The sequence below is a fragment of the Streptomyces sp. TP-A0356 genome (genome assembly GCF_001417775.1).
In the GTDB taxonomy this organism is placed as follows: Bacteria; Actinomycetota; Actinomycetes; order Streptomycetales; family Streptomycetaceae; genus Streptomyces.
This window is the reverse complement of sequence record NZ_BBZJ01000012.1, coordinates 729,767-745,099: the sequence shown is the minus strand read 5'-3', so window position 1 is coordinate 745,099 and position 15,333 is coordinate 729,767. Positions and strand designations below refer to the sequence as shown.

Sequence of the window (15,333 nt, the reverse complement as noted above, 5' to 3'; positions counted from 1 at the left end):
GGGGGTACGCGTGAGCTGGTGCTGAGCAGTCGGCGTGGTCTGGAGGCGCCGGGGGCGGTGGAGTTGTGTGAGGAGTTGGAGGGTTTGGGTGTGCGGGTGGTGGTGGAGGCCTGTGATGTGGGGGAGCGGGAGGCGGTGGCGGGGTTGCTGGCCGCGTATCCGGTTGATGGGGTGGTGCATGCGGCGGGTGTGCTCGATGACGATGTGATCGAGGTGATGACGCCGCAGCGGCTGGCTTCGGTGGTGGGGGCGAAGGCTGTGGCGGCTGGGTTCCTGGATGAGCTGACGCGTGGCATGGATCTGTCGTTGTTCGTGGTGTTCTCCTCGATCGCGGGTGTGTGGGGCAGTGGGGGGCAGGGGGCGTATGCGGCGGCCAATGCGTATCTGGATGCGTTGGTGGAGGCGCGTCGGGCGCGTGGTCTGGTGGGGACGGCGGTGGCGTGGGGGCCTTGGGGCGGTACGGGCATGGCGGCCGGTGCCCAGGCGCAGGAGCTGCTTCGCAGGCGTGGGCTGTTCCCGCTGGACCCGGACGCGGCCCTTGCCGCTTTGACCCGGGCGCTCGAGGTCGGCGACAGCGCGGTCGTGGTGGCCGACGTCGACTGGGCCCGGTTCGCCCCGGCGTTCACCAGCCGACGGTCGAGTCCCTTGCTGACCGCGCTTCCCGAAGCCGCCGCCGTCCTGGCGGGCGAGGACGGCGAGGACCAGCAGGGACGGGATCCTTCCTCGGGGGCGACGTCCCCGCTCCTGGACCGACTGAAGACGCGCTCCTCCGACGAGCGCACGGGTCTGCTCCTGGACCACGTGCGAACTGTCGCCGCCGTCGCGCTGGGATTCACCGACGCGGCCGGTGTGGAAGCCGGGCGTGCCTTCCGCGAGATGGGATTCGACTCCCTGACCGCCGTCGAACTGCGGAACCAACTGGCCCGGGACACCGGTCTGCGGTTGCCCACCACGCTCGTGTTCGACCATCCGACACCTGCGGATCTCGCTCGCTTCCTGGCCGAGGAACTGTCCGGCGAGCGCCGGGAAACCGCGGCCGAGTTGCTGGCCGAGGCGGACACCGCCCTCTCGAAGATCATGGAGTCCGGCCCGAACCAGGACGTCAGAGCACTGCTCAGGGCACGACTCCGTGCACTGCTCGCCGAGGTCGACGAACGCGAGGAGACCGCCGCGGCCGGCGCTACGTTGGTGACCGACCGCCTGGACGAGGCCACGGACGAGGAGCTGTTCGACTTCATCAGCCGGGAGCTGGACCAGCCGTAGCCCCGCCTTGGGGTGCGGACGCCGACCCGCACCCATACGGTGGATCGCCCCCCTCAGCACGGAGGCCGTGCCGCTTCGAAGCGGCACGGCCTCCGTGCTGAGGAACGCAAGGACCTGACCAGCGCCCTGGACGAGGGCGGCGTCGGGTGGCGCCGTTACTTGATGAACTCCGGCAGAACGCGCGGCGGCCAGTGGCCCACCGTGAGCATCCCCATGGAATGCGCCCGGGCCACAAGCGCCGCCCTGTTGGGAGCCTTGAGTTTGCGCAGCATCAACCCGACGTGGTACTCGACGCCCTGACGGCTCAAGTACAGGCGGGCGGCCAGTTGCACCGTGGAGGCGCCGCTGGCGACGCCCTCCAGAACCTGCGCGTCGAGCTTGCTGAGCAGACGCGTGCGTGGATTGATCGGGTCGTCGTCCGCGGTGGATCCGGACATGTCCTCGTCCGGACGGACCAGGACGACGATGCCGGAGAGGTGTCCTTCGGTGTCCTTGACCGCTATCCCGGTCAGCTCCCCGGAGAAGGCATGCCCGGCGTCTCCCAGGCCGACCACACGCTCGGTGAAGCGGTTGCAGCGGCCCTCGGACAGGCGCGCGAAGTGCTTGTTCAACACCGTGGGCGAACTGGGATGCAGGAGGTCGTAGAGGCTGCGGCCGCACGTCTCGGCCGGCGACCGGCCGAACTGCCGCGAGAAATCGGCTTCCGCTGCCATGATCTCCATGTCCGGAGACAGATGAGCCATGTAGGTACGATAGTGAATCGCTGCGGAGTGCGGTCTTCCTTCTAAGGGAGAGTGCCTACGGGGTACGGAAGTCGAGCCGGCCGTTGCTTGCCCTCTGCTGATCGGGCCGCTTGCGGTTCTTGTGGTCACTACCGACGTACCGTCTTTCCTTGTGGGGGAGGGCTCACCGCTGACGCGGTGTCGATAAGGGCGGGTCCCCTTTCGTAGATGCACGGATGTGTTCACTCGGGACCGCACTCATCATCTGCGTTTTGAGCCTAGAAATGCTCTAGGAGCAGGTCAAGCAAACTTTTGCACGGCGACAAAACACTGTGGTTCGGTGGTTCGGTGGTGCGGTTCCGGACGACCGATGGGCAGTGGTATGGCCGAAAGTGCACCATTGGTGTCACTGGTCGCCGAGAGTGATCGATTGTGAACCTTGGAAACGGTCAACATGGAGTCCCCGCCGTGAGGGCCCTGTTGGCGGCAGGTGACCGTACGGGCAGGCTTCATGCCCGAGTCTGTGTTCGGCGGACCGTTTTCTGCCCGTAGTGACACAAGGTGACCGATCGCTGCCCTCGAAGGTTACGGTCAGGTGTCTGTGCGGGAATCAAGTTCCGCTAGGGCATCGGGCAAGCTCGGTCTGCCGCTGATGCCAAGCTTCCGGTAAGAGCTGGTCAAATGCTTCTCCACCATGCGCAGTGAAATCTTCAGCGTGGCGGAAATCTCTTGATTACTCATTCCGGCAACAGCGAGACGCGTCACCCTGTTCTCGGACCGTGTCAACGAGGGCGCGCCCTTGGGCGGCTCATTCTCATGATTGCCGAGAAACTGACGGATCCTTTCGGTCAGTCCGGCTGAATCGCATTCGGTCGCGAGAGCGAGGGCACGTTTCAGAGAGATTTCCCTGCGTGCGCTGTCTGTTTCCGGCCGCTTGCCGAGCGCGTACAGCGCCCGGCACAGTTCATAGCCGTTGGTCCCCTTCTCCAGGACGTCCACGGCCTCTTCGAGGACTTCGGCCCCGCCATGCCCCGGAATGACGCGGCCCAGCACGACGAGTGCCCGGCCCAGCACCGTGGGGGCGCCCCACCTGCGGGCCCGCTCGACCTCCGTCCGGCCGGCGACGATGGCTTGCTCGACCTCGCCCAGGCGGTGATGCATCAGGGCGGCACAGGAGGACCAGGGGAGCGTGACCGGATTGCGCCAGCCGATCTGCTCCATGTGCTGACCCGCGACACGGAAGTGGTCGAGAGCCACGCGTGCCTCGCTCCGCCGGGCCGCGAGCACCCCTCGGGCCATGTGCAGCAGAGCGGCCAGATGCTGGTTCTCCGCGCTCAACCGGTGCTGGGTGAGGATGTGTTCGGCCAGCTCCGGCTCACCGGTGTTCAGCGCCACAATGGCCAGGACGGCCGCACAGACCGTGGGGAACCCGCTCATCTCCGGACCTGCCAGGGCGTCGGCATGAAGGACCTTGGCGCGGGCCGAGGCGAGATTCCCGTCGGCGAGCGCGATGAGCGCCTGTTCTGCCCGGATGACGGCCTGTTCGACGTCTCCGCCGCGCCGTTCCGCGAGCCGGTGGGCCTCCCTGAGCCATCTGGCCGCGCCCGCGGTCTGCCCGGCTGCCGCCAGGATGTTGACGGTGAGGGGCAGCGTGGTGTGCACATGGGCCGGTGACGGCGGTTCATGCGCGAGCAACCGCGTCGCCAGCTGTGCCAGTTCGTCGGCCGGTGCCGCGTTGGCCACCATGGACAGGTGGATCAGCGCATTGACGAGTTCCCGTTCGCCCACGGTCCGCAAAGAGGGCTGTGGACCGAGTTCCCGCAGTCGGCGGAGGGCCATCGGTAGTCGTGAGCGATCCTGCGCCGCAAGGCAGTGTTCCCGCGCCTCCAGCCGCAGGGCCAGATCCCGGTCCAGAACGTCGGGGGAACCGGAGGAGCTCAGATCCGCCGACACCCCTCTCATCAACCCGTCGATGCACAAGACGCCGGGCTCCACCAGGAGGGGGCCCAGTCGGGCGAGGGCCGCCGCCCGCTCCTGGACCGTCCCCAGCAGGCGTACGGCCTCGGCCATATGGCGCTGCGAAGCCGCTGTGGCGAAGCTGCGCTCGGCGTGTGCCAGGTCGATGAGCACCCGGGCCCGGTCCGGGTCGGGGGCAGAGGTGTCGAGAAGGGCCCGGTGCAGATAACGTGCCGCGTCCCGCGCCGAGCCGCGGCGCAACGCGCTGTCCGCGGCCGTACGCAGGATCGCGACCGCGTCCCGGTCCTGCAGGCTCACGACGGACATCAGGTGCTCGGCGGCGTGCTCGACGGGGTGGCCCGTACGGTGCAGCAGTTCCGCGGCCATGCCCCGCATCGCCGCACGCTCCTCCAGGGGCATGCTCTCCTCCAGCACGTCCCGCAGTACGGTTCCGACCGTGAGACCCCGTGCGGGGTCGTCGACCACTCCAGTCCGCCGCAGCACCAGGAGCGCTTCGGCGTGCCGGGCCTCGTCCAGTGCGGCCAACTCGGTGAGGAGTTGCGGCGCGGTGTGCTCGCCGAGAACCGTCATGGCGCGGGCGGTCCGCAGAATGTGGTCCGGCAGCGACTGCAGGAACGCCAGCAGCCGTCGGCGCACCTGAGCGGGGCGCAGCGCGGCGGCCGCGGCGGCGTCACGTGCCGTGGGCCGCAGGCCGTGGAACTGCGCGTCGTCGACAATGGCACGCAGCAAAAGCGGATTGCCTCCGGAGCGGTCCTGGCAGGCGTGGATGAATGCCGCGTCCGGCGCCTCCTCGAAGACGGTCTCGATGACCTTGCGCGTGCCGACGGTGCTCAGGGGCGGCAGATCCACCGTCCTGTCGCCAAGGGCCAGCAGGTCGCGGACGCTCGGGCGTGCGGTCCGAACGTCCCCCGCCATGACCGAGCACACGAGAAGCGTTCGGCGCCGACGCGCGCGTGCCGTGCGGAGCAGGGTCTGCAATGACTCCGAGTCGGCCCAGTGCACGTCGTCGACCATGATCAGTACGGCCCGGTCCCGGGCCATGCTGTTCACCAGGGCGTCGAGCCAGACCCGCGACTGATGCTGTGTCATGGGCGGCCAGGCCAGATCATGTGCCCATCGGCCGCTCTTCGGCGCGGGCAGACCCGCCTGCTCCGCGGCCTCCTTCACCCAGTGTTCGGCGTCGGACTCCGCGGCCTGGACGAGGACGGGCTCGGCCAGTTGCCGAGCGACACCGAAGGAGAACTCCCGCTCAGTCGCCGCCGCCTGGGCCCTGAGGACCAAGGCGCCAAGCTCGCGGCCGAGTTCGCCGACAACCTGCAGGAGCGCAGACTTGCCCGTGCCGAAAGCACCTTGGACGACCGTGAACGAACCCTGGCTTCGCCCCTCCCCACGCAGGGCCTCGGCCATCACGGCCAGTTCGGACTCGCGCTCCAGCAACATCGCTTGTCCCTTCCTCCACTACTCGGACCGTGCCGAGGACGGCCGGCGCGACCCGATCACCCCATGCGCGGAGCGGGCCGCCGTGAGCGTGCTGTCGAAGTCCTCCCCCACGAGACACCGCTCGTGCCCTCCGTCGGCGGCGGTGTCCTGCCGACGGAGGGGAACGGGATGCCTGGGCGGCCCGTGGGAGACGGTCATCAGATGCGTGCCGGGCACCGTCGCGTGCTCGTGATGCGACCCCGGCTCCCCTGGCGCCGGGAGAGGAACCGTCGGGTCGTGAGGCCGGCGGACCGCGGACCTGAGACAACAGGACGGAATCTTGGCCCGTTTTCCGAGCGATACATGGATCCGTTCATGTGAGGAGTCCTGAGGTGCGCTCATCGGTGCTTTAACCCTTGAGCATGAGCAGATCACAGCTAGGTGTCTTTGGGCAAGTAGTACTTGTTAAAGCGCGGTAGCAGAATTCATTGCTATTGAATCGTGGTCGGCGTCGACGGCCCGGACCGCGGAGCCCGCCCCGCCCGGGGTCGCGGCCCGAGGCGACGTCATGTCCTGTCCCCCAGGTGAGGAGCATGATCGGGACGGCGCTCCGTGGGTTGCGCGCCCGCAGGGAGCGGAATGCGTCATTCCCCGGCGGTCGACATGGCGGAACGAATGCTTCCGCACCGAGTTCCGGGGTGACGGCTCAGTAAGCGAATAGTCATTTACTCGTCAGTAATTGAATAGAGGTCAGAAACATGGACCGGCGGGGATGTCGAGAACGCCGGATGTGGCCAGTCATTAGACGCGTCCCGGGGTCTGTGTTTGGCTGGGAATGCACCCTGAGCATCGAGCCGGTACGCCAGGGCCCTTCTGACGGATCTCCGCGGCGACGTCGCGACGCCCGGCACCCACTCTCTTCTCCCCTGCTTCGGCGCCCCGGACCGCGGGGCACGCTCACCAGGTGCCCCGCCCGGGAAGTCCCGTGGTCCCCGGCGGCCGCCCGGCGCGCCGGTCCGCGGTCAGGCCGCGCCGCCCTCCCGGAGCGCATGGCCTTTCGCGGCGCGGCCGTGCCGGCCTTCACGGGAATGCGTCGACGTGGCATCCGCATCGGCGAGCGCTCCGCGCAGACCGCGCCGGCCGGACACGCCCAGCTTGCGGTAGACGGAGGTCAGATGTGCCTCGACCGTCCGCTGGGTGACGAAGAAGACTTCGGCGATCTCGGAGTTGCTCTGTCCCTCGGAGGCCAGTCGAGCGACCTGCAGTTCACTGCGTGTCAGGGACCCGAGCCCCGTGGACATGGGGCGCCTCGGCCGGGCACCGGTGGTGAGCAGGGCCTGACGGGCTTCGGCGTACAACGGACGCGATCCGTGCGCGTAGGCCGTCTCCAGCCCCTGCCGTAGTACCTTGCGCGCCGCCTGCGTCTGACCGTCGGCGTACAGCGCCCGTCCCCGCGCCACCCTCACGCGCGTCAGGGTCAGCGCCGCGTCAGTCTCTTCCAGCACCGTCTCGGCCTCTTCCAGCAGAGGCAGCCCGGCCCGGTCACCGCGTGCGGCGGCCAGCAGTTCCAGACCCGCCCCGAGCGCGCACGGCAGATCGCCTTGCCGGGCAAGGGAGACGACCTCCTCGGCCAGTTGGCCGCAGGCCGTCGTGTCCCCCAGCTCCAGGTACGCCCTGCCCGCCCAGTACCACCACGGGGAGATCGCCGGACTGATGCGCTCCCACTCACGCTGCCGCCTGCCGCACTCCAGCAGGTCGGACAGGGCCGAACGCGCATCGCCCTCGGCCAGTCGCAACCGGCCCCGCGCGCCGAGGTATTCGTTCCACTGCCAGCCGCTGTCGGCCGAGGGCTCTGGCGAGCGTGCGACCAGCGCGGCAGCGTCGGCCCCCCGGCCCAGGTCGAGGAGAGCCTGTACCCGCGCCGCCGCCGCCAGCGCGTGGAAGGGACCCATCTGCTCGGGAGGTGTCCCCTCCAGGGCCACCGCGGTGGAGTCCAGTGCCTCTCCCAGCGCACCCTGCCGCTGACAGGCGTCCGCACTGAGCGCCAGGAGAGCGACGTACTGTATTTCGCCCGACACGTGGGCACCGTCTATGAGCCGGCGAAGAGCGGTGTCCGCCTCTCGCGGGCGGTCCGCGTACAGCAACACCGAGGCCGCCGTGCTCAGGGAGCCCGGCGAATCGGTTGTCGGCATCCCGCGGCGGGTGATCAGCCGTGCCGCCGAGACGGCCTCCGCGACGCGGTCCATTCGGGCCACGGAGATGACCGCTCGGATGGCCAGCAGTGCCCGCTCGCCGGCCGTGTCGCCCGGCAGGCCCAGATCGAAGCTCACCATGTCGCGCAGCTGGGTGAAGGACAGCAGGTTGTCGTGCGACGCCAGAAGCATATGGGCCTCCAGCAGCAGGGCGTCGCCCGCGTCGTGCCCGGCCTCCGCGCGGTAACGGTGCAGCAGCTCCACGGCGCGCGGTAACTGTCCGGTGCGGACCAGTGCACCGACGAGCGCGGTGTGGACGGTCAGGCGCTGCTCCGGGCCCTTCGTCCGGGGCAGCGCGAGCATCAGGTGCCGGATGCCCTCCGTGACGTCCCGTCGGATCTCGGCGAGGCCGAGCTCCACGAGCAGCGACGTGTCGCCGGCCGTCTCGGCGTCCTCCGGCACACAGCGCCGCAGCAGCTCCACGGCCCGGGTATGGGCTCCACGCCGGACCGCCGCGCGGGCCGTCTCGCGCAGGACCGCGCGTGCCCAGGGCTCGACGACGGGCGCGCCGGACAACCGCAGGTGCTCGGCGACCTGGTCGGCGGGCGCGCCCACGTCATGGAGCAGCCGCGCCGCGCGGCGGTGCGCGGCCGTCCGCTGCTGCGGCGGCATGTCCGCCAGGACGGCCTCCCGCATCAGATCGTGTGTGAACGACCAGCCCCGGGTGTCCAGCGGTGCCGACACCAGGCCGATGGCGCCCAGCGCCAGCACGGACTGTGCGAACACGGCGGAGTCGAGCAGGGCGAGCACGGCGCACAGTTCGGAGGGCGCCCCGTCACCGAGCACGGCCATCGCACGCGCCGCCCGCAGAGTGGTGACCGGCTGCCGGTGCAGCATCCGTACGACACGGCGGTTGAAGAGCGTGACGTCCTCGGACCGCGTGCCGGCGAGGCCGGCGGCGGTCAGCGGCTGGCCCTCGTGGTGCAGCGCGGCCAGCAGGCGCGTGACGAGGAGGGGATTGCCGTTCGTGGCTGCCAGGCAGGCGTTGCGGAACTCCGCGTCGCCGGCGTCCCCCGAGAGGCGTTGGGCGATGTGGCCGATGCCTCGCTCGGTGAGCGGACGGGGCCGCACCACGCGGCACATCGGCTGGGACGCCATCTCGTCCAGGGGCGGGGCATCGGCTCCGGGACGCCGCGACACGACCAGCAGGATCGGCAGCTCCGCCAGCCGTCGAGCGGTGTGCGCCAGGAACCGCAGAGACGCCGGATCGCCCCGCTCGGCGTCGTCCACGGCGAGCAGCACCGGGCTCCGAGCGCTCACACGGGCCACCCTCCGGTGCAGTTCGACCAGTGCACCGTAGGGAACGTCCGTGTCGGCATTGATGTCGCAGCACATGAGCTTGGGAGCGAAGCCGGCACCGAACTCCCGCGCCGCCGGACTCTCGACCGGGACCCCGGCAGCCGCCTCCAGATGCGGTCCCAGCAGCCGGCGTACGACGGCGAAGGGCGTCCTCTCCTGCTCCGCCCGGTCGCACTGGGCCTCCAGCACAGTGAACCCCTCGGTGTGGGCACGAGCGATCAGGCAGCGCAGGAGGGTGCTCTTGCCGATGCCGTCCGGTCCCTCCAGCAGCACGAGCCCGGGGCGGCCGTCGGCCGTGTGCTGCAACAGGTCGAAGAGCAGGGCGAGTTCGCGCTCCCGTTCCACCGGCTGCGTGTGGGCACAGTGCCGCATCTCTTTGGAAGCGCTCTCGGCTCCGGATGAAAAGGTCATGCCTTGCCCCCCGTTGCGACGCCACGGTGCAGGCGTCAGTGTTCGCGACGCCGACCGCGACACCTCCCAGGGCTGCGGATGGTGCCGGTGCGGCAGGCATCGCTTCCTGCCGGTCGCGGCCATCTTGGCCCATACCAGACTGGGGGATCGTCTAGAACACGCGAGTTCGGGGTGTAGCGCTGGTCACTCCGAGGCGTTGCCCGGGCGGTGGGCGTGCAGTCGCTCCTGCCAGTGCGGAGTCGTCAGCAGGGCCGCATGCGGCTCGGCCAGGCAGAGATACACGTCCCGGCCGCCGTCCGTGTCGGGCGTCGGCGCGATGTGCACGGTCGGCACCGGAAGGTCCGGGAACTCGTACCAGAACGGGGTGCCCGCCCCCAGATCGATGCTGTAGAGGGGGAACCGTGACCAGTTGTTGACGGACAGGGAGGCCTCCGACAGGTCCGTGGCCCGCACCGACATCACATGGCTGGAGACCCCCGCACGCCGGTAGGAGTTGAGGAAGGCGATCTCGTCCCGGAGCTTGTCCTCGATGTTGGCCTCCAGGCAGGACCGCACGTCCCGTGCGAGACGGCCCAGGGCGTCGGTGCGCAGCGCGCCCGCCGTGGTCGAGGTCCAGCTGTTGCTGACGCAGTTTCCCCAGTAGCCGTCCGGAAGCAGATCGCTCAGCCGGGACTGGGCACCGACGATGAGTCCCAGCCACTCGGTCGCGTCGTCGGGCCGTGCGCGCAGCGCGCCGATCACCTGCCACAGGTGCGCGGTCAGCGCGTCGTTGGTCGACACCCATGTGCCGGCCTCCCTGAGATCCGCCTGCGCGGCGCGCTTCATCGTCGCCAGCTCCGCCGGTCCGAAGCGCGTGGCGACGGTGGCGAGCTTCTTCAGCCCCACCCGTACGGTCGTGGCGAGATGACGCAGCCGCCCGACGGCGACGAACGCCCGGTCGCGCACCGTACGGGGATCGGTCGAGACCGCGCCGAGGACGTCGAGGAGCCCCCGGTCGTGGCAGGGGGCCGGGGAGGGCAGACCGCGGTGCTCGCGCGACCAGCTCTCCAGGAAGGAGACGGTGCTCGCGCCGTCCGCGACACAGTGGTTGATCACCACGCCCAGGATCGAGCCGCCGCCCCGCATGTGGGTCAGCCGGATCTTCAGCAGCGGGGTGTCCCGGTCGACGACCTGGAAGGCGCTGACCTCGCGGAGCACGTTCCCGATGACCGGCTCCGTGCGCAGACCGGGCCCGTACTCGAGCATCGGGCCCGGCGAGGCGGCCTCGGTGAAGCGTGCCCCCGCGTCGTTGCAGACGACGCTCAGACCGCCGTCCGCGTCCCGGGTCAGGCGGCCGGCCAGCATCGGGTAGCGGACCAGCACCCGTGCCAGCGAGTCGCGCAGCGCCGCCCCGTCGAGGGTCTTGCGGTAGAAGAACGTCAGTGGTGTGTACCAGGGCCCGGGCAGCAGGTCGTACGCGCTGAGCCGGACCCGGGGGGTGTCGCCGGTGTCGGCACGGACGGTGAAGGTCCGCTCCACCCGGCTGTCCACCACGGTGCGGAAGGTGGGTGTGGTCGCTTTCGCCACCGCGGCTCAGTCCCAGGCCACGAGGAGCCGGTCGACCCCGTAGTGCATGGCGCGGTCACGCAACGGAACCGCGTCGGCGGGCACGGCCAGCCGCAGCGTCGGGAACCGCTCGAACAGCTCGCGCAGACCGATGCGCAGGGACGCGCGGGCAAGGTGCTGCCCCAGGCACTGGTGTGCCCCGAATCCGAGCGCCAGGTGCTTGCGCGGGTTGCGGGTGACGTCCAGCCGGTCGGGGTCGTCGAAGACCTCGGGATCACGGTTGGCGGCGGGCAGCGCCAGGACGACCGTCTGCCCCGCCTTGATCGTACGGCCGCCGATCTCCACGTCCTCCAGGGCGCAGCGGCTGGAGCCCAGCTGGGAGATCGTCAGGTACCGCAGCAGTTCGTCGACGGCGCCGGCCTCCCACAGTTCGGGGCGGGCGCGCAGCACGGCGAGCTGGTCCGGCTGCTCGATGAGTGCGAAGGCGCTCAGCGCCAGCATGTTCGGCGTGGTGTCGAGGGAACCGCCCAGGGTGAGCACCGCGAGGTTGACCATCTCCTCCTCGGTCAGCTCCCCTGTGGCCGCGAGCCGGCCGAAGAAGTCGTCGTCCTGCTCCGCCATCCGCTCGCGGACCACGGGCCGGATCAGCGCGTCCATCGACTCGATGTGGTGGATGAACTCCTCGAGGGTGTACGTGAGCCGCATCAGCGCCCCGAAGTGCTCGGAGACGCCGGCCATCAACTCACCGGAGACGCCCATCAGCGCACACACCGTGCGCACGCTGACGACCTCGGCGAACGACGTCACCAGGTCCGCCGGCGACCCCTGCGCCGCCATCCCGGTCAGGGCCTCGTCGACGATGCGCGTGAGCTCCGGCTCGTGCTGCTGGATGCGGCGAACCGTGAAGTGCCCGGCCAGCAGCTTGCGGTACCTCGAGTGCTCGGGGGCGTCCATCTTGGCGAACGAACCGGGCGGCGAGGGCTGCGGCGCGTACTCCGTCATCGGGAAGGGCGGGGCGACCACGTGCGCCAGCAGTTCGTTGCGGTGGCTGAAGCGGTCGTCGGCCAGGATCTGCCGCACCAGGTCGTGCCGGGTCACCAGCCAGCCCGACGGGTCCTTCGGCGCCACCTGGAACGTGATGGGGCTGACCGGGTCCTCCGCGCGCAACCGCGCGTACGCCGCCGGCGGGTCGAACGGGCACTTGCCGCGGTCCGTCGGGATCACGGGGGCATCGGGCCTGGTCTTCATGGTCACTCCGTCGGTGTGCCGGTGGTGTGGGGGATGGCCGAGGTGCGGGCAGGTGCCCAGTCAGGCGCGCTCGACGCACAGGGGCAGGTGCCGCGCCCCGAAGACGTTGGTGCCGTGGTAGGTCAGCCGGGCGTCCGGGTCCACGTGGATACGGGTGAACCGGTCGAGGAGCGCGTTGAGCGCGATGCGGCCCTCGAGCCGGGCGAGCGGCGCCCCGATGCAGTAGTGGATGCCGTGACCGAAGGCCGCCTGCCGGGCGTTGGACCGGTGCGGCCGGAAGTCCGAGGCGTCCTCGAAGACCTGATCGTCACGGTTGGCCGACAGGAGCCACAGGTGAACGAGGGTGTCCGGGGCGATCGGTGAGTCGCCGACGGCGGTCTGCCGGGTCGTGACCCGCTCGATACGGGTGAACGGCGGGCGCAGCCGGAGGGTCTCCTCGATCACCGCGGGCACCAGCGAGCGGTCCTCCCGTACCCGCGCGAACAGGTCCGGGTCCCGGTCCAGGCACATCAGCGCGTTGCCCAGCAGCACCGACGTGGTGATGTGGCCCGCGAGGAGCAGCAGGGTGGCGAAACTCGCGATGTCCTCGTCGGTGAGGCGCTCGTCGTCGAGTTCCGCCGTCACGAGGGTCCCCAGCAGATCGTCGCGGGGCGACGCGCGCCGCTCGTCGATGAAGTCCTGGAGGTAGGCGGAGATGGTGACCGCGGTCTCCTCCATGCGCCGTACGCTCTCCGGGTCCTCCGGGTCGGTCGACAGCAGCTGGTCCGCCCAGCCCTGGAACCGGCCCCGGTCACCGGTCGGAACGCCCAGCATGCGGGCGATGACCGTCACCGGCAGCGGATTGGCGAGCGCGTCCACGAGATCGAACCGGTCCGTACCGACCGCGTCCAGCAGTTCCCCCGTCACGTCGGTGATCCACGGTTCGAGGCCGGAGATGAGTCCGGGAGTGAACGCCCGGCTGACCAGCCGGCGCATCTTGCCGTGCAGGGGCGGGTCCAGCAGCAGCAGAGTCCCGCGCGGAGCCTGACGCTCACCGCCGGACAGTCGCCCCACCGTGTCGGACGAGAACGTCGCCGGGTCGGCCAGGATCCGCTGCACGTCCTCGTGCCGGAAGACATGGACGTGACCGGCGGCGTCACGCCACACCGGGCACGTGCGCCGCATCCCCGCAGCCCAGTCGAGCAGGGTCGCCCCGCCGTCCGGTTCCACCGTCGGGGCCCTCGTGACCTCGGGCCCCGGTGCCGTGGACCCCTGTGCCTCCGCGGCCTCCCGCGACGGATCGAGCACCTCCGAGGTGCCGTGCTGAGCCACCCGCGATTCCCCTTTCGTACGGGCTTCGCACGGGCACGGACGGGAGTGCGGCCGCGGCCCGCTGCGTGGGAACCGGCACGTGGAGGGCCGGCTGTTGTTACTCCAGCACGGGCGGCCGGGACGGAGCCAGCGCGGTCGGCGCAGTCTAGGGATTCACCGAGATCCGTCCGGCGACGGGGCGTTCGCGGGCACCGCCGCCGGCGAAATCTCTGGAGGAAACCCCAGACAGCGGCTTCCGGCCCCCGCAACACGTCCTGCGCCACAGCAAGATGGGCGTGGCCCGGCACACGGGCACCCACGCATCCGACCACCACGCGAAGGGCTCGCATGGACATCGCGATCGACCACGAACGGTGCATGGGAGCCGGCCAGTGCGTGCTGATGGCCCCCGAGGTCTTCGACCAGGACGAGCACCATGGACTCGCCCTCCTGCGCGTCGAACGGCCCGGCCGTGATCACTACCCCGCGGTGCGCGAGGCTCGCGATGCCTGTCCCCGGAGCGCCATCACGCTCGCGGAGGACTGACCCACCACGCGGCTTGGCCGCAGACCCCATCCGAACGGGAGGATGCCATGCGCGTTCTGTTCGCCGGCCTGCCGGAGAAGTCGCACCTCTACACGATGGTGCCGCTCGCCTGGGCCCTTGCCGCGGCCGGGCACGAGGTGCTGATGGCCGGCTCGCCCTCCTTGACGCCCGCCATCACCGGTGCCGGACTGACGGCCGCTCCGGTCGGCAGCGACCACGACCTGCACCGGGACATGGCCCTCGCGCGCGATTCCCAGGACGCCGACGTCGCCAACTGGAGCCACCTCGGCTACGGCCAGGTCGACTGGACCACCCTGCTCGGGCGCTATGAGATCAGCGTCCCCTGGGGCTTCGCCCGCTACAACGAGCCCATCATGGACGACATGGTGGCCCTCGCCCTGCACTGGCGGCCCCACCTCGTCATCCGGGACCCACTCGCCTACGCCGGCGCGGTCGCGGCCCGGGCCTGCGGCGCCGCCCACGGCCGCCTGCTGTGGTGCGCCGACGTGTACGGACAGGCGCGCGAGAGCTTCGTGGAACTGGGGCGTGACATCGCCGAGGCGGAGCGTGTCGATCCGCTTGCCGCATGGATCGACGAGCGTGCCCGCGACTACGGAGTGGAGTGCGACGAGGAGCTGCTCAACGGGCAGTTCACCATCGACACCCTGCCGCCCGGACTGCGCCCGCCGAGCGGTCTGGACGTGCTCTCCATGCGGTACGTCCCCTACAACGGCCCGGCCGTCCAGTGGGACTGGCTGCGGGAGGAACCCAAGCGCCCCCGCGTCTGCGTGACCCTCGGCAGTACCAACACCGAGGCGTACGGCGGGGACTACGTGCCCGTCGGTGACATCCTGCGTGCTCTCGGCGGCCTCGACGTGGAGGTCGTCGCCGCCCTCATGCCCGAACAGGCGGAACGGCTCGGCGATCTGCCCGGCAACGTCCGCGCGGTCAGCGGGGTCGCCCTCAGCACACTGTTGCCCACCTGCTCCGCAGTGGTGCACCACGGTGGCTGGGGCACCTTCTCCACGGCCCTCGTCAACGCCGTCCCGCAACTCGCCCTGTCCACCTACGTCGCCGACCAGGAGCTGCGCGGAAGGGCACTGGAAGACACCGGCGCCGGTCTGTTCGCCCACCACAGCGAGGTCACCCCGGAGCGGGTCGTCGAGCAGACCCGCCTGCTGCTGGAGGACCCCTCGTTCGCGGCGGCCGCCCGGCGGCTGCGGGACGCATCCGCCGCCCTGCCCGGTCCGCACGACCTGGTCCCGCGACTGGAAGGCCTCGCCGCGGGCCGTTGACCCGCGCCCACCGACTGGATCCGAAGCAAGGAACCGTACACACGAGGAAGGAGGCCGGCGCCCCGC

At 70.4% G+C, this 15,333-nt stretch carries 9 protein-coding genes; 3 read left to right on the top strand and 6 right to left on the bottom strand.

What is annotated here, in order from left to right; translation table 11 throughout:
• Positions 1-1,263, top strand: a 1,263-nt coding sequence (locus ASC56_RS03350; RefSeq protein WP_159039589.1) for a beta-ketoacyl reductase, incomplete at its 5' end; no start/stop codon positions are given.
• A 155-nt stretch (positions 1,264-1,418) separates the two neighbouring features.
• On the opposite strand, the gene ASC56_RS03345 is transcribed toward ASC56_RS03350, so the two are convergent.
• The 6 genes from ASC56_RS03345 to ASC56_RS03315 all read right to left on the bottom strand — a co-directional run bounded on the left by ASC56_RS03345 (position 1,419) and on the right by ASC56_RS03315 (position 13,447).
• Positions 1,419-2,006 (bottom strand): LuxR C-terminal-related transcriptional regulator, encoded by a 588-nt coding sequence (locus ASC56_RS03345; protein ID WP_055489582.1) that lies wholly within the window; start codon positions 2,004-2,006, stop codon positions 1,419-1,421.
• Between the two features lie 570 nt (positions 2,007-2,576).
• Positions 2,577-5,402 carry a LuxR family transcriptional regulator gene (locus tag ASC56_RS03340; protein WP_055489581.1) on the bottom strand — a complete coding sequence of 942 codons (2,826 nt, stop codon included), beginning with the start codon at positions 5,400-5,402 and terminating at the stop codon, positions 2,577-2,579.
• Positions 5,403-6,403: 1,001 nt separating this feature from the next.
• Entirely contained in the window at positions 6,404-9,343 is a 2,940-nt protein-coding gene (locus tag ASC56_RS03330; protein WP_159039588.1) for an AAA family ATPase, read from the bottom strand.
• Positions 9,344-9,526: 183 nt separating this feature from the next.
• Complete coding sequence (locus ASC56_RS03325) at positions 9,527-10,909, bottom strand: acyltransferase (protein ID WP_055489578.1); 1,383 nt, start codon at positions 10,907-10,909, stop codon at positions 9,527-9,529.
• Between the two features lie 6 nt (positions 10,910-10,915).
• Positions 10,916-12,136: a cytochrome P450 gene (locus ASC56_RS03320; protein WP_055489577.1), complete on the bottom strand. Its 1,221-nt coding sequence runs from the start codon at positions 12,134-12,136 to the stop codon at positions 10,916-10,918.
• Positions 12,137-12,196: 60 nt separating this feature from the next.
• Positions 12,197-13,447, bottom strand: a complete 1,251-nt coding sequence (locus ASC56_RS03315) for a cytochrome P450 (RefSeq protein WP_234376824.1) — start codon at positions 13,445-13,447, stop codon at positions 12,197-12,199.
• A 327-nt stretch (positions 13,448-13,774) separates the two neighbouring features.
• On the opposite strand from ASC56_RS03315, the gene ASC56_RS03310 reads away from it, so the two are divergent.
• Positions 13,775-13,972: a ferredoxin gene (locus ASC56_RS03310; protein WP_055489576.1), complete on the top strand. Its 198-nt coding sequence runs from the start codon at positions 13,775-13,777 to the stop codon at positions 13,970-13,972.
• A gap of 47 nt (positions 13,973-14,019) precedes the next feature.
• On the top strand, positions 14,020-15,267 hold the full coding sequence (locus tag ASC56_RS03305) for an activator-dependent family glycosyltransferase (RefSeq protein ID WP_055489575.1): 1,248 nt from the start codon (positions 14,020-14,022) through the stop codon (positions 15,265-15,267).
• Positions 15,268-15,333: the final 66 nt, after the last annotated feature.